The sequence below is a fragment of the Parendozoicomonas haliclonae genome (assembly GCF_900174585.1).
In the GTDB taxonomy this organism is placed as follows: Bacteria; Pseudomonadota; Gammaproteobacteria; order Pseudomonadales; family Endozoicomonadaceae; genus Sansalvadorimonas; species Sansalvadorimonas haliclonae.
Map to the genome: position 1 here is coordinate 403282 of NZ_FWPT01000004.1, position 24992 is coordinate 428273.

Here is a 24992-nt window from a genome sequence, read left to right on the forward strand (position 1 = left end):
TCTGCCTCCTATCGCTCAGCCAGTGCCACGCGGGCGTTGTACCAGTTCATAAACAACGATGTGCTCAGGCTGGTAAACAGATAAACCAGCATGATCAGACTGATACATTCCACCGCCTGTCCTGTCTGATTGAGAGAGGTTCCGGCAACCGAAACCAGATCCGGATAACCAATGGCTACCCCCAGAGAACTGTTCTTGATCACGTTCATATATTGGCTGGTTGTCGGAGGAATAATCACCCGCAACGCCTGAGGAAGGATAATAAGCCTCTGGCTGCGGGCAGGAGACAACCCAAGAGAGCTGGCTGCCTCATGCTGCCCCTTATTCACCGACAGAATGCCACTGCGGACATTCTCGGCAATAAAAGCACTGGTATAGGTCACCAGACCGAGCAACAGACAAAGGAACTCTGTCGTAATCTCAATACCACCCTTGAAGTTAAAACCCTTGAGAGCAGGCATATCGACAACAATATTTTGTGGCCCCAACAACCAACCCAGTAAACCACCTATGCCCAAAAGACCAAGGACTGGCAATAAAACAGGTAACTGTCGTCCACTGTTTTTCTGTATTCCTTTGGTACGAACAGCCCAGAAAACAGCTGCCGCCAATCCGACAAACAGACCTGCCATCAGATAATAAAAGTCTGTATTGGTTTCCAGCGTTGGCAGGAACAGGCCACGGTTACTTAAGAAGACACCGGCCGCAGGATTAAGTGCATCACGTGCTCCCGGCAAGGCCTTGGTCAGCAGGGCATACCAGAAGAACAGTTGCAGCAGCAGCGGAACGTTACGCATGTACTCCACATAAATTCTGGTAATGTTTTTAACCAGAAAGTTCTGGGATAGACGAGCGATACCAACAATCACACCGATAACCGTTGCCAGAGCAATAGCAATCAAGCTGACTTTCAGCGTGTTCAAAACACCAACAATAAGAGCACGGCCATAGGTGTCGTTAGCCGTGTAGGCGATGGCGGTATCGCCAATATCAAAACCTGCCCGCTCTGACAGAAAATTTAATCCGATAGGAATATTGCGGGCATTCAGGTTAATAACCAGATTGGAAACCAGATAATAGGCCGTTGCCGCGATTATCAGGAAGGCTGATGCCTGGATCAGCAAAGAGCGTACAGCCGGATCATGCCAAAACCGCCCCGTCGAACGACCGGCATGCCCACCTGCAAGTGAATTATTGATCATGGAGTGACCTGCTACCGAGTACAACCAAAAAGGCTGGCTTGGCGAGAAGCGCCAGACCAGCCCCGAACATCTGCAAGCGTGTTCTTAACGGACAGGTGCCGCGTACAGGATACCGCCATCACTCCAGAGAGCATTGATGCCTCGCTCGATCTTCAGCGGGCTGTTGGTACCGATATTACGCTCAAAGATTTCGCTGTAGTTACCTACTGCACCGATAGCACGAACGGCCCAGTCATTGCTCAGGCCGATCTTCTCACCCAGGTTACCATTCACACCCAGCAAGCGCTGGATAGCAGGATCCTGGCTCATCTTCATCTTCTCGACGTTAGCAGCAGTGATACCCATCTCTTCAGCATTGATCAGGGCATAGGTCACCCAACGCACCAGAGAGAACCACTCGGCATCATCAGAGCGCACGGCAATGGACAGAGGTTCTTTGGAAATGACTTCCGGGAGGATCGCGTAATCATCCGGGTTGCCAGGAGCATTCGCGCGAACACCTGCCAGACCGGTCAGGTCAGCGGTCATCACATCACAGCGGCCACTGAAGAAAGCAGCACGCTCTTCGGAGCGATCTTCAAAAACAACCGGCTTGTAGTCCATCTTGTTCTTATTGAAGAAGTCCGCCATGTTCAGCTCAGTGTTTGTACCAGTACGGGTACAAACAGCCGCGCCATCCAGTTCTTTGGCGCTAGTCACACCTAGCTTCTTGGCAACCATAAAGCCCTGACCATCATAGATGGTGGTTGCAGCAAAGCTCAGGCCCATGCCGGCATCACGGCTCATGGTCATAGTTGTTGTACGACTCAGTACATCGATCTCACCACTCTGCAAAGCAGTCAGACGCTGCTTGGAGGTCAGAGGAACATACTCAACCTTATCCGGGTCATTAAACACCGCCGCAGAGATTGCACGACAGAAGTCGACATCAAAACCAGCCATCTTGCCGTTGGCATCCGGGGCAGAAAAACCGGCCGTTTTGCCGTTGGAACCACACAGCAACTTGCCACGCTCTTTGATGGTGTCGAGAGTCGATGCGGAGGCATTACCTGCCATAAGAGCTACGCCAAGAGCACTGGCGGCCAGAAGTTTCCAGCTTTTCATTATTTCTGATTCCCTGATTTTTATAATGCTGTTGTTGTTTTTTATGTGAACAAGCACATCAGAAAATCATACTGCCTAGATTGTTACTGTTTGTCATTTACCGGAATGACCACAGAGTCCCAAAACAAAAAAACCCGACACAAAGGCCGGGTTTCTTTTAAGCGCAGAATCTAACTTAGAAGTTGTACTTCAGGGTGTAGATCATTGCGTTCTGGTAGCCATCTACGCCCAGCTTTTCTTCGGCGTAACGGTATTGAATACCAGCAGTGATTTTCTCAACTGGAGTCCACCACAGGGCAACTGCACCGTTCACACCGCGGTCGCCGTTGCTGGCTTTGTATTCAGCAGCACGATCGAACTCGATTTCGTTCCAGTTGGTTACCATCAGAGGCTGGCCCATAACTTCAAAGGCATAACCCGCGGTCCAGCCAGCAACCATGCCGTTGTAACCACTGAAGCTGGCGCTCTTACCGCCAGGGTAAGAACTTGGGAAAGCAGCGCTGGAATCGGTGTAGTTAGCAGCGATGAAAGGCTTAACCCACAGACCGGATTCAGTAGCGAAACGGTAGCCCATACCACCCAGATAGTTAGTTTCAGTGAAACCTTTGGAATCTGCGTTGTAGATGTGGGAGTACAGAGTGAAGTTGGTGTCGCCCAGGTAGTAGTGGAAGGTTACCTTGTGAGCAGTACGGAAGGCATCGCCACCATCTTTTTCGTCACGGTCCTGACCTGGGTTTTCCAGATCGAAGAAACCATAGAACTCACCCCAGGTGAAGCCCATGCCGCCGTCAAAGCTGATGTAGTTGAAGTCACGCTTTTGCGCGCCGCTTGCAGAACGATCTTCAGTACCATCAGACCAGTTCAGGTTGTTAATGCTGACACCACCAAAGGTGTAAACTGGAGTGAAGGTATCAGCGGCAGCTGCACCGGACAGAAGAGATGCGGAGAGAGCGATAGTCCCTGCAATTTTTTTAACAGTTTCCATAAACCTACTGCATGTTTGGGTGTGTGTTTTTTCGGGCGAAGAGTACGTAAAACCTGCATAAAAAGAAACACTCTTAGATCAAAAGTTGCTCACAAGAAAATCGGTATTTCAAAGGTTTTTTTGTGTTTCATTCTGGACTAAGAGGATTCGTCTACTCTCTGCAAAAACAACAATAAATCCGCGCAATGTTCTGGAAAAATACAGTTAAAATATGAAATGATGCACGGACAATAAAGAGAAGTGCTGAACCATGTCTGATCTGAGCAGAGTGCATTTCCGCACGAAAAATAACATCGCCTTTGTTTCCCTTAACCGACCGGAAAAACATAACGGTCTTGATGAGCAGCTCTTTCGCGAGCTGATCGGTACCGCGAAGCGTATTCGCAAAGACAAATCGATCCGCGCTGTGGTTTTATCCGGAGAAGGGGAGTCTTTCTGTGCCGGCCTGGACTTCAAGGCTCTCCAGAAGAATCCGATGATGGTCCCCAAGCTGTTTCTCAAGCTTCCGTGGACCTCGGCCAACAACTTCCAACGTGTCGCCTATATCTGGAAAACACTGCCAGTGCCGGTTATCTGTGCCGTACATGGCAACTGTTTTGGTGGTGGCCTGCAGATTGCGCTGGGAGCGGACTACCGCATCGCTACGCCTGATTCCAAATGGTCGATCATGGAAGTGAAGTGGGGCCTTATCCCCGATATGAGCGCAACCACCACTCTAACGACATTGACCCGCTATGACATCGCCATGGAACTGACCATGACAGGTCGGGTTTTCTCAGGGGAAGAAGGCTATCAGTACGGACTGGTCAGCAACATTAGTGATACACCTTTAGCTGATGCTGAAGCATTGGCAGAAGTCATCAGCCAGAAATCTCCCGATCAGGTCGCCGCAACCAAGCTTCTGTTCCGCAAGACCTGGAAAGCTGGGCCTAGGTTGGCGCTGCTATGGGAACGTTGGATACAAACCCGTCTGCTGGGTAGAAAGAATCAAAGTATCGCTATGAAGAATGGTCTTGCAGGAAAAGACAAACCTGCCAAGCCTTTTGCAGACCGCTCACTGTTCTAATGACTTAAGAACCCTGGAGCTGGATCATCTCTGACTGGATATCATTAACGACAGAGAACCAACGTCTGGCCTCCGGGGTTTTCACAAACGCGATATATTCCCTGAGTCGTTCATTTGGGATGTCTTGATATATCCAGACAAACCGGGCGAGGGAAACGGTTTGCAACTCCTTAACAATGGCAGGCATCTGCTGGGTCAACCCGGCCTCAACTTTGCCAATATCAAGCGACTGCCCATCAGGCATATATTGTGCGACCAGTGTCGCCATTGAGAGAGCGCTTGACGTTATAAATTGAGCACTCTGCTCTACCGCCTGAGTTTCTTTGATAAGAGCCTGTAGCAGAGCTCGCCTTTCATCAGTAAGAATCTGTTGCCGATACCAGCTAGACAGACTCTTCCCGCCAAGACTTTCAGCATCCAGAGAACGCTCATTAGCCGCAAAGGTTTTGCCTTTATTTTGATACCAGTTCAGCAAGACTTTCGCTTCCTGGTCAGAAAGCTTTCTGCGCAAGGCAAGAATTGTACGACGTTGATAACGTGATTCTGCAGCCAACACACGATAACGATCGTTTACTTGTTGAAAGACTTCTGGAGGCAGTACACGTTGATAATTATTCAGGATGTTCCCCATGGAACCTTTCCAGCCTGAATAATTTTTATGCAGACCGGCAAGACCATAGAGCGACGCGGCCTGCTCACGGGATGCAGCATAGCCCGGCGTCGCAATGGCTGCGAACAAAATAACAGCTAACAAAGACCGGACCACATTCCCTCCTGGAATCTCGCTTAAGCAAATAAATTTAGTTGTCGTCTATTGCCGTTTTCACTTCTTCCGGATCGTCGGTAAAGATGCCTGAAGCACCCCATTCAAAAAGCTGCCTGGCTTTTTGTGCGTCATTCACCGTATAACAGTACAGTTCATATCCTGCTTCACAGACTTCCTGCACTTTCTTCTGTGTCAGCTTGCGCTGGTTGGCATGCACCGTGGCAGCATTAACCTCTGTTGTCAGTGTTAACCAATTGCTTGGTAGACCTTCAAACAGATGACCAAGAGGGATCTCTGGTGAATGTTGATGACACAGAGCCAGTGCTTCGTGATCAAAGCTGGAAATAATCAGCTTTCCTTCTCGCAACAACGGATGATTTTTCAATACATCCAAAACAGGTAATACAAGATCAGTCACCGGGTGATTATGCATCTTGATCTCAAGATTCATCCCCATGCCCAGCTCGTGTGTCAGATCCAGGGCCTCCTGCAGAGTTGGAACAGGCTCGCCTTTAAATGTATCGCCATATTCCTTTTCAAAGAGCTTGGCAGCATCAATGTTTTGAAGATCAGCCAGCCCCAGAGCAAGCACTTCACCTTTACCGGTGGTGCAGCGATTCAGGGTTTTGTCGTGATGCATAATCAGCGCACCATCGCCCATCAGAATGACATCCATCTCGACCCAGGTCACACCACATGCCGCAGCGGCACGAATGCCTGCCAGTGTGTTTTCAGGTGCAATACGGGCAGCGCCCCGATGGCCAATTATGGGACTCATCCTCATGCCAGAATCCTTTTCAGTACAAACCAGCTAGTTAGGGCAAGGTAGCAAAGTGTTGGTAGGGAGAACAGAGGGGCGGAGTGTACGATTTGTGCCCCTCTTGGCAGTATTGAGAGCTTACATGAGAACCAGACGGGTATCTGTGCGGGACAGCGCCTTCATCGGCTTACCTTCAGCACCGATGCCACGCAGGGTTCGGAAGCCTTCATCGATAACATCCATCAGCCGATCGAGAGTTTCTGCTTCTGCATAGAACACCCCATCGTGGCTGCCAAGAACATTGAAGGCGGCAATAATTTCCGGATGGTGATTCACCAGCTTTTCGGTGAATTTCCGACTGCTGATCTTCTGGTCGGTAAAGATCCACGCACCGGTTCCATTCGGGCGCGAGAAGCGCTCAGCGGTCAGGTCATCACCAAAATGGTCCAGCACCAGCAGGGTTTCTGTCTTTTCGATAGGATTAAACTGGTCTTCCAGCAGCTGAGGCATTTGCGTGCTCATAATATCCTTAAGCTCGCTCATGCTTGCGGCTTTGCCATAACAGATCAGGTCTGTTGGGCCCAGCGGGCAGTGGGCAATGCTGATCGCATCCAGCTTGAGAAAGGCTTCACGAATCTTGTGAACATCGTTATCACCCGCGTCAACGAGAATAATAAAACTCAGTTGGCCATCTGCGGTCATTGTCACTACCCCCTGTGTATCCAGCGCCCCTGACTGTTATTGGTGTAGGGCTGCTGTCAGTTTTTACTGAGTAACGTCCTTCATATTACCAGTCTTCAGCTTCTAAAATCATGAGTGATATCAGAAGCTGCCCTATAAAAGAGAGTTCTTTATAAGAGATATTGTCTTATCTCTTCGACGATTTCTTGCGTATCCGGACGAACACCACGCCAGATAAAGAAAGACTCCGCCGCCTGTTCCACCAGCATGCCCAGACCATCCATCGTGTGCACAGCACCCTGATCCTTGGCCCACTGGATAAACGCAGTATCTGTAGCTCCGTACATCATGTCATAAACAATCGTGTCCGGAGTGATCGCAGATGGCGGCAGAGGAGGGCATTCACCCTGCAGGCTCGCTGATGTGCCATTGATGACCAGATCAAAAGGGCCCTCGGCTTCAGTAAACCCGCAAGCCGTCAGCTTGCCATAGTCAGCAAAGAGCTTAGCCAGCTCATCAGCACGGCTTACCGTTCTGTTCGCAATAACAACCTGTGCAGGTTTTTCTGCCAGCAAAGGTTCAAGCACACCGCGCACAGCACCACCCGCGCCTAGAACCAGAACGTTTTTTCCGGCAATGGTGCTTTGATGATTTACGGTAATGTCACGAACCAGACCAACACCATCGGTGGTATCGCCCCATAACTCACCATTGTCGTCTTGCCAGAGTGTATTAACGGCACCAGACAGACGAGCACGTTCGGTTAATTGTGAGGCAAGCTCCCAGGCTTCCTGTTTAAAAGGCACGGTAATATTTAACCCGCGCCCTTTATTTTCAAAGAATCGGGCAACCGCATCCTTGAAATCCCATAGCTCAACCAGCTCCGCCTCATAGCGAATAGCTTCACCGGTTCTGGCAGCAAAAAGCGTATGAATAATCGGTGATTTGCTGTGCTCGATGGGGTTTCCCATCACCGCATACTGGTCGGCTGGAACAGTCATAATGATGCTTTACCACTCTCTGGGTTTCAGATAGTTGTCGTACAGATCAGCCTCTGGTGTACCTGGCTCCGGCGCCCAGTCATAACGCCACTCCACCTCCGGAGGCATGGACATAAGAATAGATTCTGTCCGGCCACCAGACTGTAAACCAAAGATCGTGCCCCGGTCATAGACCAGGTTGAACTCAACATAGCGACCACGGCGATATTTCTGGAAAGACTTCTCACGCTCTCCCCAAGACATGTCTTTCCGCTTTTCGATAATCGGCAGATAAGCTTCCAGATAGCTGTCACCAACAGCACGCATAAAATCGAATGTCTTATCGAACGACCATTCGTTCAGATCATCAAAGAACAGACCACCCACACCACGGGTTTCTCCCCGATGTTTCAGGAAGAAGTATTCATCACACCACTTCTTGAAGCGCGGGTACACATCATCCCCAAAAGGCGCACAGGCTTTCTTACAGACGTCGTGCCAGTGACGACAGTCTTCTTCAAAAGCGTAATAAGGTGTCAGGTCGAAACCACCACCAAACCACCAGACCGGATTCTCGCCCTCTTTCTCTGCAACAAACAGACGAACATTGGCATGGGAGGTGGGGATGTAGGGATTTTCAGGATGGATAACCAGAGAAACGCCTGTCGCTTTAAAGCTGCGACCCGCGAGTTCAGGTCGGCGGGCAGACGCTGTAGCCGGCAGGGCAGCACCTCTTACTGAGGAAAAGTTTACGCCGCCTTTCTCTATGATGTTACCACCTTCAAGCACACGGGCACGCCCACCGCCGCCACCCGCATGTTCGGTTAAATCGGTTTTGAAGCCCGTGCCTCCGTCAATATCAGACAGCCCCTGACAGATACGATCCTGCAGGTCCTTCAGATACTCCTCGACGGCTGTTATATCCAATGCTTTGGCAGCGCTGCTCATCTTCTATCTCTTTATAATCAGCTTTTTCGGGAAGCATCCTATCACTGTTGTAGAGCATCAGGGAGGGGAAGCCCGAAAGAGGACTCGGGCTGAATATAGAAAAAGATCAGCTTCTTATGACGTTGCCGCTGACAAGATCACAGATCTGGGACGGGGAAGCGTTCTGTCCGACCTCACCTTCCACAACCACATCCACTTCCTCACCTAGCAACGAAACCACTTCCTCGTAAGAACGCAAAGCGTCTTCGCCGGCACGGTTGGCTGAGGTTGAAACCAGAGGCTTACCCCACTGCTCACACAGCGCTTTTACCATCGGATGATCACTCACCCGGACAGCGACTGAGCTGTGCTCACCACGCACCCACTCTGGCGCCCACAGGTTGTGATCGGGAATAAGAAAGGTGAAAGGACCAGGCCAATGCTCCGTAAGCACCGCGCGCTGCTCATCAGTTAAAGGCGCAAGCAACGGCAGCAGTTGCTCTTCACTGGCAGCAACCAGTATCAGGCCTTTTTCTACAGGCCGTCTTTTGATGGCGAGAATCTGCTCAACAGCCCTCTGGTTCCATGGATCACATCCAAGTCCCCAGACAGCTTCTGTGGGGTAGGCGATAACACCGCCAGTGCGGACGGCATCCGTTGCAGCTGTGATTGATTGTTGTGCCTGTAACTGTTTAGCCTGCTCGCTCAAGCCCTGTCCCCCGTAAAATCTAGCCTTGTACAATCTGGCCTTGTAAAAAGTCCGGCTGTCGGCAACTTAAACGATGGCATTTTCTTTGTCTAGCGCAGCTAGCCCACTCGCGTGATGCCGGCCGGACTGCTTTGCACCCAGCCTTCAAGCTCCATAACCAGCAACAACTCCGAAAGCTTCTGGCTGGAAAAGCCTGTCGCTATAACCAGCTCATCATGCTGGCAGCTGTCATATCCCAACATCTCCAACACCTTGCCCTGCTCAGGGCATTCCGGCTGCTTGTCTTTGAACGGCTGCGAGCTAAGGCGAATCTGTTCGAGCCCATGGAGTGTGGAATTGCTTCCTTCTATTTCATCCAGTAATTGTTCTGCGTTTTCTATCAGGATGGCGCCATCGCGAATCAGGGCATGGCAGCCCCGAGCCTTGGGGTTGTTCACCGAACCGGGCATGGCAAACACTTCCCGCCCCTGTTCCAGTGCAAAGCGAGCCGTTACCAACGAGCCACTGGCTACGGCCGCCTCCACAACCAGAGTCGCCACACTTAAACCGCTGATAATTCGGTTACGTCTTGGGAAGTGTCCAGATCGTGGCTGGGTTCCCAAGGCAAATTCTGAAACTAGAACTCCACCTGCATTCACAATCTCACCAGCCAGGCTGGTATGCCTTTGTGGATAGATAACATCCAGCCCGGAGGCCATAACCGCCACCGTTCTGCCTTTGCCTGACAAAGCACCACGATGAGCAGCGCCATCAACACCGATGGCCAGACCGCTGGTCACAGTTACGCCACAAGCACTTAATGAACTTGCCAAAGCTTCTGCGGTTTTACTGGCCTGCAGTGTAGGCTGCCGGGAACCAACCACCGCGACCTGACGCGCGCTAAGAATATCGGGATCGCCCTTAAGATAAAGCAGTACCGGAGGATCATGTATGGCTCTCAGCAAAGCCGGGTAAGTGGGGCTGTTCAGCGGAACAATATGGTGATGCTCTTCCCTCAGCCATTGTTTGTCTTGTTGAAGGCAGGCCTGAACATCAGCATCCGTCCGTACCGACAGAATGCGCTTGGCGATTCGTTCAGGCACATGGGGTTTCAGCTCAGCCAATGAGGCTGACAGGATGCTCTCGGGTGAAGAGAAAGCTTTTAGAAGCGTGTGATAACGGGCCTGACCAAGCCCTGAAATATGAAAAAGCAGCAACCAGGGTTCCAGTTGCTGCCATTCGAGAGGTTCGGTTTGTCTGTTGTTTTCATTGCTCATGGCAACGAAAAGTAGACTAATTCCGAATCAGGGAGAGCGCAGAGTATCGCCGGTATGCAAAGGCTGGCTGGCCTGCATAATAATGGCGAGACTCATCTTCTCGTAAGAACGGTAAACCATCAGATGACCTACACGCTCAGGTGGCAGATTTACCACCTCATTGGTCATCTTGTCCTTAACCTTGTTGCTGCGGAAGATCGCCAAAACACTGCCATCTTCAATGCCGTCACGTACACCCAGATTCACCAGCACATTGTTATAGATGCCGATCTGGTTCACACCACCAATTACATCAAGAATCGAGCCTTCGATATCCTTGTTGTCTGGAGCAGACGGGAAGAAAGAAGTCGCCAGACGGCGCTCTTCGGATTCCAGAAGACGATCGCCAACCCGCAGCTCTTCGCTGGCCTTGGCAACATGCATGGTGGCAACGTCGTTGGTCAAATTCTGAACATTCACAGAGCCGATGCTCTGGATCATGGTGCCCAGAAACTCACCGGTCTTGGGATCGGTGTAATTTTTCTGATTGCGATACACTCCATAGGTACGAGCATCAGAAGAGAATTCACCACGGGCATAAATCGTATCGCCGGAACCACTGATCACCCGATCCTGACCATTGGCCAGAATATAAGGTGCCATATTCATAATTTCAGCGCTTTCGATAACCCGGCTGATATCCAGAAAGCTATTGATCGCTTCAAGAGGAATAGCAGAGATCGCATTATCCAGCGGAGTAGAACGAATCTTCGGACCCAGCTTGATTGTGTGGCCGGTCTCTCCACGGCTTACCGTCAGCCTTGGCTGACCATCGACGTAAACCAGGTGAACGAGATCGCCTGGATAAATAAGATGAGGATTATTGATCTGGGGATTCTTTTCCCAGACATCTGGCCAATTCCAGGGATTTTTAAGAAACCGTCCGGCTATATCCCAAAGTGTGTCACCTTTTACAACGGTATAGGACTCAGGGTGACTATCACGAAAAGGCTCAGCAGCCCAACCCGGGGTGAGCAGGCACCACAGGGCAGCTCCAAGCATTACTCTTTTCATGTTTGATTCCTTGCTATTGTTTTTTGCGCGCATGTCCATATTAGCAGCAAGAATTACTCAAACTCTACTCTATTAAGGCAAGGAGAGGGCTGATTTCCCTTTTTTTGCTACATGATTCTCCTTCTGGTGGAGAGTCTGTTGTTGGATATATTGCGGGTTGAATCACCGCTGCGAGATCTAGTTGTTTTTTTACGGGACTTCGGTGTTATAGGCTTTCGTCGTCTTTGCAGAGTACGAGCCTGTCCATATCCTGGTGCATCCATATCCATAGGTTCTTCACCGGGGCCACTGTCCAATCCTGAATCATCACCTTCATCAGTTGATGACTCAGAAATGGTTGGTGTCGGAGTTTTAACACGACGTCGTTTAATAACCGGAGGCCGTTGTTCGTCTGGCTCGGACTCCTCACCTTCTGATTCCGAAGTCTGATCCGTTCTGGTCTGAGGTGTTACCAGGGGTGGCTGTTGTCGGGTCGACATGGGGCGTTTCCGTCTACTGCCGCTGCACATACTCAGCAAAGGCTTCGCCGTGGTGCTGACGAAACTCATTAATTTACTGATGTCCCACTCCAGAGGGATCAGGGTACCCTGAACCATTAATGTCAGCCTCAGTGCCCATAACGGCGGCATAATGGCCGGGCCGAACCACAGCCCGCCACTGACAACAGCAACAATCAAAGCGATGGCCGCATAGCGGAAACGCTTATCTTCCATCTTCTGCCAGAACATAACGGCTGGCATGCCTAGCCCCGTTACTGCGGCATAAAACAACGGCAGGTTTTCTGCGGTTAGCTCCGTGGTATTACCAATACGATCCAGAATACTAATGGTCCCACCGGAACGCAGCGCCCAATCCATAGTGGACTGATGCTGCTCAAACTCGGAACCAAGGTTATCTGCAGTGGTTTTGGAAAAGGTATGAACCGTATTGGCAACCAGCCCCCCCACCTGCGCGGCGGCAACTGGCGTGCCGGTGAACATCCCGACAGCTCCACCCACCAGCTTGCCGATGGTTTCTGCAGATTTTTGTTTGGGATCAGCAGAGACAGGACTGCACAGCCCACCATTAACCATACCGAAGACTGTGGCTGTTCCTACCGACGTGGGTCCATTATCAATAACGGCACTGAGCACACCGCTGGAGACAGCCCCCATCATGCTGTAAATGGTTTTTTCTGCCGCGACACTCTTCTTTGAGCGCTCACCACTATCGTTAACCGGCACACCATCTCTCAAGGGCCGCCGAGCAAGCATGGAGCTGGTTGGATCCTGGCTCATCTTTGTGCAGATGTTGTGAATCTGCATATCACCATTCAAGCTGTGAGCCGGGCTTTCTGGGGCAAGGTCACCCGGAAAATGAACCATACGGCTGGTCATATGCCCATCCTTATGGCGACACACCAGACAGGCATGGGTATAGCTAAGGGGCGCGGTATTCAGCTTTCCGAACAATTCTTCAGACGCCTCCTCAAAAGACTTCTCGCCTTCGGAAAAGTGGTACACCGCAACGCCACTCTGTTTGCGGATATCTTCTTCTGATGCCCCTGAATCCCTGAGCCTTTGATAATTCAGAGCCAGCTTCAGTTTGGCAGCCAGAAAATAGTCCTGGGCTTTCAGAGCATGGTCGATTTCGGTGTCACCGTTATGGTCTCTCAACCCAAGGCGGGCGCCGTTATCAATAAAGAAGTCCACCAGGCTGATATCCCGGCACTGCTCCACAACCAACTGCAGCACATTACGTCCGTCCGCAGGATCAATCCCCTGAAACAGACTGTCGTACTTTGGCAGTTGCACGACGCCTTGCTGGCGCTCTTTATCGAATGCCTTCAGCTGATCCTGAACAACCGGTGGCAGGCCAACCTTTTCCAGAACCGTTAATTCCTGATCAACCTGTTCTTTGGACACATCTGACCGCAGGGAGTGAATCGCTCCCACCAGAGCCTCACGGGTTTCAGGCTCTTTGCTGCCTTTGGCTTGAACGGCAATATCTCTGGCACTTTCCAGCGTAATTGGCGTTTTACTGCTCAATACTGTGGTCAGACGTTCCTGCTTGTAATAGCCGCCCCGCAGAATTTTTCTGGTCTCTTCATCCAGCGCTTTCATGCTGGCGGTATTCACATAGCGTTGAGCGATACCCGTTCCGAATACTGAAGAGACATTCAGGCCACTCTGCAGCTTCAAATCTTCGGTATTACCAAACCGAGTGAGGGCTCCGCCCAACAGATTGCCCGTGGCACGGGAAACCCGCGCGACAACACCGGCATCGCCAGTATGTACAACATCGGGGTGGGGGTTAGTGCCAACTGACAGAATCGGCCGATTACCTAGTTGTAAAGGTATGCTCATGACGGAATTCCCGGACAATCTCGATCACGGGAACATATCTGCGGCCTATCGGGGAAGCACTAACACTGCGGCAAGGGGGTATGACGGATGCCTGAAGCTAGCAGTCCGTTAGTTGTACTGACAATGTTGAGAGTGATCGGATGATGCCTGTTGGGGCGAGTTCTCGTACAATAACCTTATTAGGTATATAAAAATCAGGGTTTATTCGATAATGGCAAAACTGGAGATTCTTGAGTTTCCCGATCCACGTCTTCGCAAAGTTGCAGAGAAGGTCGAAGAAGTCACCGCCGACATCAAGCAGCTCATCGAAGATATGACCGAGACCATGTATGCAGCTGATGGCTGTGGTCTGGCTGCCACTCAGGTGGATGTGCAGCTGCGCATCTTCATTATGGATTTCTCTTCCGACCAGACCGGTCTGGAAGTGTTTATCAACCCTGAGATCACTCCTCTGTGTGAAGAACCTTCCGAGTTTTCCGAAGGCTGTCTGTCTGTACCGGGTTTCTTTGAAAACCTGGACCGCCCGAACCGCGTGAAGGTGAAGGCTCTGGATAAGGACGGTAACGTCTTCGAGAAAGAGTACGAGGGTATTCAGTCGGTCTGTGTACAGCACGAAAACGATCACCTGGACGGCAAGCTGTTTGTTGATCAGCTGACCAAGCTCAAGCGTGACCGTATCCGCAAGAAGCTGGAAAAGAACCAGCGTCTGGCCACCAAGCAGTAACACCTGCACTGCGGTCTTTGCTACCGGCGCTGAGAAGGGCGATAATTCGTCTCTTAACTTTTTCATCAGCGCCGGAGCACCATGAGCAAAGCACTGCGTATCGTCTTTGCCGGCACCCCCGAGTTTGCCGCCATCCATCTTCAAGCCCTTCTGGACAGCCGTCACGAGGTCATAGCTGTCTACACACAGCCAGACCGTCCGGCAGGACGGGGCCGCAAGCTGACCCCAAGCCCGGTTAAAGAGCTGGCTCTGGAGCACAACCTTCCGGTTTATCAGCCGAAATCCCTGCGCAATGAAGAAGCCCAGCAAGAGCTGGCGGCTCTCAAGCCAGATCTGATGGTGGTTGTGGCTTATGGTCTTCTGCTGCCTAAAGAAGTGCTTGATACCCCGGTCCATGGCTGCATCAATGTTCACGGTTCTATTCTGCCGCGCTGGCGCGGTGCTGCGCCGATTCAGCGTGCAGTTGGCTGTGGCGATAAAGAATCCGGCGTCACCATCATGCAGATGGATGAAGGTCTGGATACCGGCGATATGCTGTTGAAAGTGACTTGCCCGATCAATGCAACCGATACCAGCCAGGATCTTTATGACCGTCTGGCGGTTATGGGTGGCCCGGCTCTGGTTGAAACCATTGAGATGATTGCAGACGGAACGGTGCAACCGGAGAAGCAGGACAACTCTCTGGCGACCTATGCTCACAAGATGACCAAGGAAGAAGGTCGGGTAGACTGGTCTCAACCAGCCTCTCAGCTGGATTGCCAGATTCGTTGCTTCAACCCATGGCCGGTTGCCTGGATGCTGCAGGATGAAAATGCTCCGGACAAGCCAACCCGCATCTGGGAAGCCGAACCTATAGCAGAAAACACTGGCAAAGCCCCGGGCACAATTGTTAAAGCTGACAAGCAAGGCATTGATATCGCCTGTGGCGAAGGTGTTCTGCGCCTTAAGAAACTGCAGCTGGCTGGCAGCAAGGCGATGGGCACACAGGACATCCTTAACAGCCGCAAAGAGATGTTTGCGGTTGGTGTAGTGTTGCCTTGAGATGACGACCATGAATTCCGACAAGCCAAGCCGCAGCACTCTTTCCCGCAAGTCATCTGCAGTACGTAAGCCAAGCGGCAACCGTTCCGATGATGCACCAAAGAAAGAGAATATCCGCCTGCATGCTGCGCGGGTTATTGCCAATGTGATGAAAGGCGAGTCTCTTTCCACGGCTCTGCCGATGGCAGAGCCGGCGTTTCAGGGACGTGATCGCAGTCTGCTGCGCCAGCTGTGTTACACCACTCTGCGCCACTGGTTCACTCTGAATGCCATTCTCGATCAACTGCTGACCAAACCACTCAAGCAGCGGGATAATGATGTTCGCGCGCTGATGCTGGTTGGCCTTTGCCAGCTCTACTTCACCCGCGTTGCTCCTCATGCTGCAATCAGTGAGTCTGTTGGTGCAGCCAAGAAATTGAGAAAGTCCTGGGCGAACGGTCTGGTAAACGCTGTGCTGCGCAACGCACAACGTGAAGGTTACAAGCTGACCGAAACCATTATCGATGAAGCCACCAAGGCCGAACTGCCAGACTGGCTCTACGGCAAGCTGAATAAGCGCTGGCCGGAGCAGCTGGCGGATATTGTTGCCGGCACCAACAGTCAGGCTCCGATGACCCTGCGGGTGAATGTGGCGAAAACCTCTCGCACCGAATACCTGAAGATGCTGATTGCGGCGGATATTAAAGCCAACCGCTGCCGTTTCAGCACCCATGGTATTCAGCTGGAAGAACCAACAGATGTGCAACAACTTCCAGGCTTTAATAAAGGTCTGGTGAGTGTTCAGGACGAAGCCGCACAGCTTTCTTCCCAACTGCTGGAACCACAAGACAGCGAACGTATTCTGGATGCCTGCGCAGCGCCGGGCGGCAAGACCTGCCATATCCTCGAAAGTGCCGAGAACCTCGACGTAACTGCGCTGGATCTTGAAGAGTCCCGCCTTGTACGAGTGAGAGAGAACCTTGAACGCCTGCAACTAAATGCCAAAGTAATTCAGGGTGATGCCAGCCAGCCGGACCAGTGGTGGGATGGTCAGCAGTACGATCGTATTCTTCTGGACGCGCCATGTTCTGCAACCGGCGTTATTCGTCGTCATCCGGATATTAAACTGCTGCGCCGCGCGGAAGATATCAATCAACTGCAGGAACTGCAGGGTCGCATTCTTGATGCGATGTGGAGTCTGCTGAAGCCGGGTGGCACGATGTTGTACGCAACCTGTTCCATTCTCCCGGAAGAAAACCACAATCAAATTAAGGCTTTTCTTGCCCGCACTGACGATGCGGTGCACGATACACCTGATATGGAGTGTGGCCTTGATACAGGTTATGGCCTGCAGCTGTTCCCGACACCGGACAGCCATGATGGCTTCTTCTACGCACGTTTACGCAAACAGCCATAAGCGGTAACAACGACCGATAACAGAGATGTTATGAAGATCATTATTCTTGGAGCCGGACAGGTAGGGGGCACCCTTGCCGAAAACCTGGCCAACGAAGAAAACGATATAACCATCGTTGATACCGATAACGCACGCCTGCGTGATCTCCAGGAGAAGCTGGATATCCGCACCGTTCACGGTATGGCCTCGTTCCCGTCTGTTTTGAAACAGGCGGGGGCAGATGATGCCGATATGCTGGTCGCTGTCACCAACAGTGATGAAGTGAACATGGTAGCCTGTCAGATCGCCTTTACCATGTTCCACACCCCGACCAAGATTGCCCGAATCCGTCAGGCCGCCTACCTGACCCGTACCGGCCTGTTCAGTGAAGAAGCCTTCCCGGTGGATGTACTGATCAGCCCGGAGCAAGTGGTCACTACCCACATAAAGCGCTTGATAGAGCATCCAGGTGCTTTGCAGGTTCTCGACTTTGCCAATGGCCGCCTGCAGATGGTGGCCGTGAAAGCCTACTATGGTGGGCCACTGGTGAATCAGGAGCTCCGCACCATTCGCGAACATATGCCGAATGTGGATACCCGGGTCGCAGCAATCTTCCGCCGCGGCCAGGCTATCAATCCGGAAGGTACAACCGTGATCGAGGCCGACGATGAAGTATTCTTCATTGCTGACCGCCGCCACATCCGTGATGTGATGAGCGAGCTGCGCCGCCTTGATCATGACTACAAGCGCATCATCATTGCCGGTGGCGGTAACATCGGCCTGCGTCTCGCCCAGGCCATTGAAGACCGTTACAACGTCAAGATCATCGAACGCAATCACGATCGTTGCCACACGCTCTCTCAGGAACTGAACCGCACCATCGTTTTCCACGGTAATGCGTCCGATAAGGATCTGTTGCAGTCGGAGAGTATTGAAGGGACCGATATCTTTATCGCTCTGACCAACGATGATGAAGCCAACGTGATGTCTTCGATGCTGGCCAAGCGTCTCGGAGCCCGTAAGGTGATGGCGTTGATCAACAACCCGGCTTATGTGGATCTGGTGCAGGGTGGTGAGATTGATATCGCGATCTCCCCGCAGCTGGTCACGATCGGCAGCTTGCTGCGCCATGTACGCCGTGGCGACGTTGTAAACGTTCACTCACTGCGTCGTGGAGCGGCTGAGGCCATCGAGGCCATTGCCCACGGTGACAAGCACAGCTCCAAGGTTGTTGGACGCACAATTGGCGAAGTGGCACTGCCTCCCGGGGCGACAATCGGTGCCATTGTTCGTAACGACGAGGTGTTGATTGCCCACGACCATATAGAGATTGAAGCGGGCGATCATGTGATCTTGTTCCTGACTGACAAGAAGCGTATAACCGAGGTTGAGAAGCTGTTCCAGGTGGGTATTGCGTTCTTCTAAAACGCACGCCTGATCAGCACTTTATTGCCTGCCGTTCGGAGGAGGGCGGGCAATACAAGTTTCAACTCAACTCTGGTGTTGAGAGTGCCTGCGCCAATAAAAATGCAGGCCTATAAACGATAAAGAAACTTACGATAAAAATACGTCCAGGGACGACTGGGGTTATATGCATCCGTCGGTAATATTGCGCATTCTCGGGGTTCTGCTGGCTGTGTTCAGTCTTGCCAGTCTCCCGCCCATGCTTGTGGCATGGATCTACAACGAACCTGAAATCACCCTGTTTGGTTACACCTTCCTTGTTACCTTACTCACCGGCCTTGGCTGCTGGCTTCCATTTTATCGCACCCGCTACGAACTACGTCCAAGGGACGGTTTTCTGGTTACCGTTTTGTTCTGGTGGGTACTGAGCCTGTTTGCTTCCATACCATTTCTGCTCATGGATGCACCGGCGCTTTCGATTACTGATGCCTTCTTTGAGGCCATGTCGGGCCTGACAACCACTGGCGCAACAATCCTGACCAATATTGAAACATTGCCACGCTCAATATTGTTTTACCGTCAGCAGCTGCAGTGGTTTGGCGGCATGGGAATAATTGTTCTGGCAGTTGCCGTGCTGCCAATGCTGGGCATTGGTGGTATGCAGCTCTATCGAACCGAAGCTCCAGGTCCGATCAAAGACAGAAAGCTGACACCTCGTATTGCCGAAACAGCCAAGACGCTCTGGTATCTCTATCTCGCGATCACCATCGCCTGCGCTGTTGCCTATTGGGTAGCCGGGATGAATGCTTTTGATGCGATTTCCCACAGTTTCTCAACAGTGGCTATTGGCGGTTTCTCAACATACGACGCCAGTATTGGTTATTTCGACAGCTCACTGATTGAAGCCATCGCCATTTTCTTTATGGTGATCTCCGGGATGAACTTTGCTCTGCATTACTTTGCATTGCACGACAAAGACCCTCTTTATTATTTTAAAGACCCGGAAGTTCAGGCCTATCTCGGGATACTGCTTGGCGTCAGCATTGTTACTGTTTTGGTTCTTCAATACACCGGCGTCTATACCGATTGGGATGCACTGCGTTATGGCCTGTTTCAGGTTGTCTCCATCGCTACAACAACCGGTTTCGGGATTACAGACTTCTCTTTGTGGCCCATCTTCCTGCCGCTATTGCTGTTCCTGACCAGCTTCTCTGGCGCCTGTGCCGGTTCAACTGGCGGAGGTATGAAAGTGATTCGTATCCTGCTGATCTTCAAGCAGGGTTCCCGGGAGCTGAAGCGTCTGATTCACCCAAATGCCATCTTTGCTATCAAGCTGGGCGGTCGTGCTGTTCCCGATAGGGTAGGGGAGGCAGTCTGGGGCTTCTTCTCGGCCTATGTCTTCGTGTTTATTCTGCTGGAGCTCGCAGTTCTGGCGACCGGTGTGGATATTGTAACCGCGTTCTCTACCGTTGCGTCCTGCCTGAACAATCTGGGCCCGGCACTGGGTGAAGCAGCTGCTAACTATCAATCTCTACCCGATGCCGCCAAGTGGTTCCTGTCCTTCGCCATGTTGTTGGGACGGCTGGAAATATTCACTTTGATGGTACTGTTCTCGCCTATGTTCTGGCGGCATTAATTCATCTTTTGTTTTCTCTCCCCATCAGAATGACTCGAGAATCAGTCCTGATGGGGAATTTCCTCTGCCAAGGCCAAATCCGTCATCTATAAATAAGGCTTTTTGTGCGGAACGAATAACAAATGCGCGCTCTTGTTTACAGGATCCACCGTCTGGCTTTTCTCCTGTTAACACTAATCACACTCTCTCTGGAAAGTTCCGCTGGAAAAAAAGGTACTCCACTGCCACCCGGCATAGTTCCCCTGAAAGATGTGCTTGCTATCCAAAGCGCAGGGGGCGCCATCAATTCTGAGCAACGAAAACAATGTCTATCCAGTCTTCGCTGCCATGTCGGCATGGCTGTGGATAAGATCGAGTCGCGGTGTTGCAGGTACTGGAGCTGGGGGACAGCTGAGGCTTTGCCACTGTTTCAATCATTTATCGACCCACAAGAACAACCGAAATCCCAGACTTATAACGATTGGTTCTCTCCGCTAAACAGTACCGATAGCGATAGCTTTGAGGAAGCCCCACAGCTCAGCCAACCCTACTATCCAATCATTGCTAACCTGGAGCTGGACGAAAATGACGAACCTTTGCCCTCCAGACAGGACACCGTCAAGGTGTTTCCCAATATCCACAAGATCATTCAACAGCTTATTGAGGGCAGGCAGGGCGTAGATATACGCCTTTCGACAAATAATCATCCTTATAATATTCGATTGCGGATGCAGGACACCCGCAAAGACCTGCAGGTCATGCTTCCTGATGCAGGAGTGCTCACCATTTTTCTTCCCAACAGAAAAAAAGGCGATGATCTTTTGGAACAGTTGGAGGAGGCGGGCTTTTTTTCCCTGCTTGACGAGTTGATGCACTGGAACAATGCACAACCTTATCAGGTGATGCGCAACATTGCGGCCACCTCCCAAAAGCCTTCCTCCCGTCTGCGGGGAGGAGTTTCCAGACAACTGAGTAAAATCCAAACTGCCCTGAAGTCTCCACAACTGACCATGACAGGCCCTCAGTCAGGGCTGATTTCATCTGCCAGCATGCAAAGCCTTTCTCAATCACTCACAACACTCTCACTGGCCGATGATGAACGAATTCTGACCAGACATAGAAACTTCCAAAATGTTCTGGAAAGCCACAGTCCAGCCACATTCCAAACCCTGATAGATGCCAACACCGGCACCACAATTCTTGAATATGTTCACGCCAAGACCACTCTTCGCAAGCCCAAATATATGTCCGTCGCAGCTCTGGTTCACAGCCACTATGAGCTTATGACCAATTCGACAGAGAGGGCAGAAGGCAACACCCAGTCCCGTAATATATTTATAAATATGCATAAACAGGCTCTACAACACTATCTGGGGATTCATCACCCCATTCCTATTATGCAGATTGAACGGGAAGAGCTGGACACGCCTCAGGGCGATAACACCCGATTTATGACTGACCTTCAGGCCAGCGTGGCCTATAACCGTCAATGGAACAGCAACAGCTCTCTAGTGGTTGAATTCAACTCCTCACAGGGCAACACCTACCTGGTACTGCGCTCTAATCCGGTATTTCGCGCACTGCTGGCGCTACCCGGGCAGGTACTGGCCTTTGATAGCGCTCCATCAGTGGAAAACAAACATGCCCCCCGCCAAATGACCTTGGACACAGACCAAAGCTGGCGGCAGCTCTGGGAATTGCTCCGTACCTACTACGATGATGATAATGGTGCGATTCTCGTCAATATTGCAGTTGTTCACGACTATGGCAGCTTCCACGGCACTATACCCACAATACAGGTAATACAAAGTAAACGACAAAGCAGCCTTAGCACGCTGGAGAAAATTTCAGATCGTCCAGTCCCCTTCGTCTACCCCAAGCAGTTTGCAGAGCCCTCAGATGTGCAGAATGCCCGAAAACTGGCTGCTTTTATCGAGCCGAAACTACTTGAGCTGGAAAAGGAATTAATAGAGTTCGAGGGGAGCCATCATGATTCTCTAGCGCAACAGGACGACGAATGCCGCACAAACCCTGAATTGGTTTCCCAATGTGTCCAGCAGATCAATAAAGTGGCTGCAGAGTTTGATAAAAAAAAGAATGCCATCTCTCGACTTAAAATCTGCCGCGCTGAGCTATTGGCTGTCACTAAAAAAAAGACCGTGTCACAAACTGCCGATCACCTTCTCACTTTTCCTCCAGCAGACAAATACTGGCCGGATATCCTGAGTTATGCCCAGACGTTACATGCGCCTGCTACTGCTAACCCTTTCACCGATAGAGCCCAAAAGCTGCAGCTTGATTTCGCTCTCCACACCCTCAAAAACCTTCAGGTCGTTGATGAGGTGCCAATTTACGATGAAATTGAGGAGCTAAGGACAGAAACAATCTCGTCACCAACCTCTCTATCCTCAATCTCCCCATCACCAGCACCGGAGCTACCTATAAGAAACACAGATCAGGAGAAAGAGGAACATCACGCTAAGATGCAGCAGGTGATTGCAGCTCTCGAAGATATGGATTTCCCCCCCCAACCATCACCGTCTTCTTCACCACAGCAGTCACCAAAACTATCACCGCACTCATCATCACCATCGCGCGAGCTTATATCTGATCCACTGGATCTGATTCAGGAGCAAACATCCGAGCCGCCTCTGGCAGTTTCATCAATCTCTCCAATAAGCTCCCCACTGCCAATCAAGCCTCCACGTCGCAAAAAACAGAAAAACGATAACAAGCCTGACAGCCCCGTTCAGGTGGATTCACCAATACCGCAGGTAAACGACACAGAACAACCAACCACGCCAGCACCTGCGCCTCCTCCACCGCCTCCCCCTTCAGGGCCAGGTGGACCACCACCTCCACCACCACCACCTGCCGTTATCATGGTAAAGACTCCCCTGGAAAAGGTCGGAGAGGTATATAGCCAATGGCAGAAAAACCAGGAAGATGCCAAGATCTCAGCCAATCTTGGCATCCTGTTTTCTCAGGCTTGGAGCACCGCGAAAAATCGGCCCCAACTGCAGCAGCGCTACTACACCTACCTCTTGGCACGGCTGAGTGATGAAACCATATCAGGCTCGACCGCTATCAAGTATTTGCGCCGTCTAATAACTGTTTTACGGGTCTCCGCAACGCTGACAGCCCATCAGGTCTCCTCGCTTTATACCCGCTTTCTACAACTGCCCAGTATTGCGGGCAAGGCCGTTGTTTTTAATGACTTGCTGAATCTGGTCATGGCCAAAAAGCGCCCTGCGGATGAAGTCGTCGGGTTTCTCGAAGAGGTGGCCAGAAAAGACCGCTACAGTGGTACCACTCTGTCGTTGATTGAAATGAACCTGATTGAACTGTGGCTCAATGCCAGAGATAGCCTGACAACGCTCTCGCCGGGACAATGGATAGAAAATATTAAGCAACACAACCCCGCCCGCCTGCATAATTTACAGCCTTATTACCAATGGCTGGGCGAGCTGGAAAACACTCACGAGCCCGAACATAAAGCCGCGAGTCAACAGGTGGACTTGTTGCGCAGTCTGCTTGGGTTGCACCGTCCTGCATCGTTATTGCTATCTCAAATTATTTCCCACCAGGTACTGCAACAGCAGCCAAACGAGGGTGGACCGGAAGCTTCTGGCGATGAGAAAGACCAGCATAAGAAAGCCTTGATGAAAAGCATTGCCAGACGTTCGCAGTTAAGACCTGTAAAGGCAGGGTTGGCACAACTCATCGCCACTCTGGAGAAGGAGTTTGAAGCATTAAGCACCGACAACCCACCATCACCGGAGGAAATGATTAACAAGCTGCAGACCCAGGTAGGTGAAGCTCTGTTCTCAAACAATCCTCCGGTATTGCCCCCTTTACCGGATGAAGATATTCCAGAAGAACTAACAGCGGGCCAACTCTACTATCTCGAGCTGGAGCAGGAACTTGTTCAGCAGTTAAAAGCTCTTTTCCTTAACTGCGCTCTCTATGCGGACAAGGCCAACCACCACTCCGTAGCCGCTGAATACATGGCCATGGTCGCACAGCTGCATACCGCACAACTGGAACAACAAAGCTTTACAAGTAGTAAATGGGAGCAGCTGCAGCTGACATTCTTGCATCAGATCATCGAGCTTCAGGCCACAACCCGGGAGTTGCAACAAATACAAGAGATAACCACCCAACAGATAAAGCTACTGCCTGCCAGGGGTGAGGATCCCTTGGCAGAGAAACTGGCCCAGGCACTTGAAAACCAGGACTGGGATAACTTCATCACTGTGCTCGAAAGCACAGAAAAAGTGGCGACAGGCCATAAACTGCGCCGGGTGACACGAAAGGAAGTGAGCGGTAGCGAATCACCCGGTCACTTCCAGATGCCAACACTACGCAAGACAAATCCTGCAGTCAGGCAACAGGAAATTACCCCGGAAGAACACCTGATGTTCACCATCAGAGAACAATCCCATCATCGCAGTGTTACTTTTTCCGAGGAAGAGATTGCGGAGTTAACAACCTGGGTACTGGAGCAGAAACCCGACAGAGGCAGGGTCTCCAGTGAAGTCAGTAACCGTGCCCAAAGGAAAATAAACATCACCCATTACACACGCATGGTGAACCAGCCTGCGATGCAGGATGTGCTTAGCGCAAGTGAGCGGGATAAGTTAATAAGCGATGCTCAGGAGCAAAAGATCACGATTGCCGACTTCAATGGCTTTTTGCAGCAATACATAGTCAATAAATTAGCTCAACTGATGCAAAACATGTCGACCTCGCCCCCCACAGCAGCTATGGATATCGACCCTCTCGCTCAGGATGATTCGGATCCAGAGAACAAAGAAAACCCCATAACCACCGGGGAAGATACTGAGTCTGGGGAATCCGAGGAAGATGAGGAATGGGGAATAGCTCCTATGGAAACCAACAAAATCAGCACGGTGCAAGAAGATTCTGGCTCAAGCAGCGAATCCTATGGCACGCCGGAAGAGGGAGACTAGCTTGATTTCAGCTTTTCCATGGTTAC

General features: G+C 51.2%; 19 protein-coding genes. 7 read left to right on the top strand and 12 right to left on the bottom strand.

Features of this window, described 5'->3' with window-relative positions; genetic code table 11:
* Positions 1-8 precede the first annotated feature (8 nt).
* The 3 genes from EHSB41UT_RS10915 to EHSB41UT_RS10925 all read right to left on the bottom strand — a co-directional run bounded on the left by EHSB41UT_RS10915 (position 9) and on the right by EHSB41UT_RS10925 (position 3291).
* Entirely contained in the window at positions 9-1202 is a 1194-nt protein-coding gene (locus EHSB41UT_RS10915; RefSeq protein WP_087109656.1) for an amino acid ABC transporter permease, read from the bottom strand.
* An 84-nt stretch (positions 1203-1286) separates the two neighbouring features.
* Positions 1287-2306 carry an amino acid ABC transporter substrate-binding protein gene (locus EHSB41UT_RS10920; RefSeq protein ID WP_087109658.1) on the bottom strand — a complete coding sequence of 340 codons (1020 nt, stop codon included), beginning with the start codon at positions 2304-2306 and terminating at the stop codon, positions 1287-1289.
* Positions 2307-2481: 175 nt separating this feature from the next.
* A complete protein-coding gene (locus EHSB41UT_RS10925; protein ID WP_087109660.1) occupies positions 2482-3291 on the bottom strand; it encodes an outer membrane protein OmpK in 810 nt (269 codons plus the stop codon).
* Between the two features lie 250 nt (positions 3292-3541).
* On the opposite strand from EHSB41UT_RS10925, the gene EHSB41UT_RS10930 reads away from it, so the two are divergent.
* The gene (locus tag EHSB41UT_RS10930) at positions 3542-4357 is read left to right on the top strand and encodes a crotonase/enoyl-CoA hydratase family protein (RefSeq protein WP_087109662.1); all 816 of its coding nucleotides are present in this window, start codon (positions 3542-3544) and stop codon (positions 4355-4357) included.
* A 4-nt stretch (positions 4358-4361) separates the two neighbouring features.
* Here EHSB41UT_RS10930 and EHSB41UT_RS10935 read toward each other — a convergent pair whose 3' ends face one another.
* The 9 genes from EHSB41UT_RS10935 to EHSB41UT_RS10975 all read right to left on the bottom strand — a co-directional run bounded on the left by EHSB41UT_RS10935 (position 4362) and on the right by EHSB41UT_RS10975 (position 13834).
* On the bottom strand, positions 4362-5123 hold the full coding sequence (locus EHSB41UT_RS10935) for a hypothetical protein (protein WP_133060474.1): 762 nt from the start codon (positions 5121-5123) through the stop codon (positions 4362-4364).
* A 34-nt stretch (positions 5124-5157) separates the two neighbouring features.
* Positions 5158-5901 (bottom strand): glycerophosphoryl diester phosphodiesterase, encoded by a 744-nt coding sequence (locus tag EHSB41UT_RS10940; RefSeq protein WP_165767222.1) that lies wholly within the window; start codon positions 5899-5901, stop codon positions 5158-5160.
* A 120-nt stretch (positions 5902-6021) separates the two neighbouring features.
* Entirely contained in the window at positions 6022-6585 is a 564-nt protein-coding gene (locus EHSB41UT_RS10945) for an Lrp/AsnC ligand binding domain-containing protein (RefSeq protein ID WP_087109668.1), read from the bottom strand.
* A 149-nt stretch (positions 6586-6734) separates the two neighbouring features.
* Positions 6735-7565, bottom strand: coding sequence for a shikimate dehydrogenase (gene aroE, locus EHSB41UT_RS10950; RefSeq protein WP_087109670.1), 831 nt, complete (start codon positions 7563-7565; stop codon positions 6735-6737).
* Between the two features lie 9 nt (positions 7566-7574).
* Positions 7575-8492 (bottom strand): oxygen-dependent coproporphyrinogen oxidase, encoded by a 918-nt coding sequence (gene hemF / locus EHSB41UT_RS10955; protein ID WP_087109671.1) that lies wholly within the window; start codon positions 8490-8492, stop codon positions 7575-7577.
* Between the two features lie 106 nt (positions 8493-8598).
* Positions 8599-9180, bottom strand: coding sequence for an L-threonylcarbamoyladenylate synthase type 1 TsaC (tsaC, locus tag EHSB41UT_RS10960; RefSeq protein WP_087109674.1), 582 nt, complete (start codon positions 9178-9180; stop codon positions 8599-8601).
* Between the two features lie 98 nt (positions 9181-9278).
* On the bottom strand, positions 9279-10436 hold the full coding sequence (gene dprA / locus EHSB41UT_RS10965) for a DNA-processing protein DprA (protein WP_087109676.1): 1158 nt from the start codon (positions 10434-10436) through the stop codon (positions 9279-9281).
* A gap of 27 nt (positions 10437-10463) precedes the next feature.
* On the bottom strand, positions 10464-11489 hold the full coding sequence (locus EHSB41UT_RS10970; RefSeq protein ID WP_087109886.1) for a LysM peptidoglycan-binding domain-containing protein: 1026 nt from the start codon (positions 11487-11489) through the stop codon (positions 10464-10466).
* A 107-nt stretch (positions 11490-11596) separates the two neighbouring features.
* Entirely contained in the window at positions 11597-13834 is a 2238-nt protein-coding gene (locus EHSB41UT_RS10975; protein ID WP_087109678.1) for a hypothetical protein, read from the bottom strand.
* A 211-nt stretch (positions 13835-14045) separates the two neighbouring features.
* On the opposite strand from EHSB41UT_RS10975, the gene def reads away from it, so the two are divergent.
* From def to EHSB41UT_RS24620, 6 genes are all read left to right on the top strand, one after another.
* Positions 14046-14558: a peptide deformylase gene (gene def / locus EHSB41UT_RS10980; protein ID WP_087109680.1), complete on the top strand. Its 513-nt coding sequence runs from the start codon at positions 14046-14048 to the stop codon at positions 14556-14558.
* 81 nt (positions 14559-14639) lie between these two features.
* A complete protein-coding gene (fmt, locus tag EHSB41UT_RS10985; protein WP_087109682.1) occupies positions 14640-15599 on the top strand; it encodes a methionyl-tRNA formyltransferase in 960 nt (319 codons plus the stop codon).
* Positions 15600-15609: 10 nt separating this feature from the next.
* Positions 15610-16995, top strand: a complete 1386-nt coding sequence (gene rsmB, locus EHSB41UT_RS10990; protein ID WP_087109888.1) for a 16S rRNA (cytosine(967)-C(5))-methyltransferase RsmB — start codon at positions 15610-15612, stop codon at positions 16993-16995.
* 30 nt (positions 16996-17025) lie between these two features.
* Positions 17026-18399, top strand: a complete 1374-nt coding sequence (trkA, locus tag EHSB41UT_RS10995; RefSeq protein WP_087109684.1) for a Trk system potassium transporter TrkA — start codon at positions 17026-17028, stop codon at positions 18397-18399.
* A gap of 166 nt (positions 18400-18565) precedes the next feature.
* A complete protein-coding gene (locus tag EHSB41UT_RS11000; RefSeq protein ID WP_087109686.1) occupies positions 18566-20014 on the top strand; it encodes a TrkH family potassium uptake protein in 1449 nt (482 codons plus the stop codon).
* Positions 20015-20136: 122 nt separating this feature from the next.
* The gene (locus EHSB41UT_RS24620; RefSeq protein ID WP_165767223.1) at positions 20137-24966 is read left to right on the top strand and encodes a hypothetical protein; all 4830 of its coding nucleotides are present in this window, start codon (positions 20137-20139) and stop codon (positions 24964-24966) included.
* The last annotated feature ends 26 nt before the right edge of the window (positions 24967-24992 follow it).

Excerpts from the sequence above, each read along its gene's own strand:
- rsmB (WP_087109888.1), top strand. The coding sequence starts at position 15,610 with ATGAATTCCGACAAGCCAAGCCGCAGCACTCTTTCCCGCAAGTCATCT.
- EHSB41UT_RS10920 (WP_087109658.1), bottom strand. The coding sequence starts at position 2,306 with ATGAAAAGCTGGAAACTTCTGGCCGCCAGTGCTCTTGGCGTAGCTCTT.
- EHSB41UT_RS11000 (WP_087109686.1), top strand. The coding sequence starts at position 18,566 with ATGCATCCGTCGGTAATATTGCGCATTCTCGGGGTTCTGCTGGCTGTG.
- trkA (WP_087109684.1), top strand. The coding sequence starts at position 17,026 with ATGAAGATCATTATTCTTGGAGCCGGACAGGTAGGGGGCACCCTTGCC.
- def (WP_087109680.1), top strand. The coding sequence starts at position 14,046 with ATGGCAAAACTGGAGATTCTTGAGTTTCCCGATCCACGTCTTCGCAAA.
- EHSB41UT_RS10930 (WP_087109662.1), top strand. The coding sequence starts at position 3,542 with ATGTCTGATCTGAGCAGAGTGCATTTCCGCACGAAAAATAACATCGCC.
- dprA (WP_087109676.1), bottom strand. The coding sequence starts at position 10,436 with ATGAGCAATGAAAACAACAGACAAACCGAACCTCTCGAATGGCAGCAA.
- EHSB41UT_RS10915 (WP_087109656.1), bottom strand. The coding sequence starts at position 1,202 with ATGATCAATAATTCACTTGCAGGTGGGCATGCCGGTCGTTCGACGGGG.
- EHSB41UT_RS10925 (WP_087109660.1), bottom strand. The coding sequence starts at position 3,291 with ATGGAAACTGTTAAAAAAATTGCAGGGACTATCGCTCTCTCCGCATCT.
- EHSB41UT_RS10970 (WP_087109886.1), bottom strand. The coding sequence starts at position 11,489 with ATGAAAAGAGTAATGCTTGGAGCTGCCCTGTGGTGCCTGCTCACCCCG.
- EHSB41UT_RS10940 (WP_165767222.1), bottom strand. The coding sequence starts at position 5,901 with ATGAGTCCCATAATTGGCCATCGGGGCGCTGCCCGTATTGCACCTGAA.
- aroE (WP_087109670.1), bottom strand. The coding sequence starts at position 7,565 with ATGACTGTTCCAGCCGACCAGTATGCGGTGATGGGAAACCCCATCGAG.
- hemF (WP_087109671.1), bottom strand. The coding sequence starts at position 8,492 with ATGAGCAGCGCTGCCAAAGCATTGGATATAACAGCCGTCGAGGAGTAT.
- EHSB41UT_RS10945 (WP_087109668.1), bottom strand. The coding sequence starts at position 6,585 with ATGACCGCAGATGGCCAACTGAGTTTTATTATTCTCGTTGACGCGGGT.
- EHSB41UT_RS10975 (WP_087109678.1), bottom strand. The coding sequence starts at position 13,834 with ATGAGCATACCTTTACAACTAGGTAATCGGCCGATTCTGTCAGTTGGC.
- fmt (WP_087109682.1), top strand. The coding sequence starts at position 14,640 with ATGAGCAAAGCACTGCGTATCGTCTTTGCCGGCACCCCCGAGTTTGCC.
- EHSB41UT_RS24620 (WP_165767223.1), top strand. The coding sequence starts at position 20,137 with ATGCGCGCTCTTGTTTACAGGATCCACCGTCTGGCTTTTCTCCTGTTA.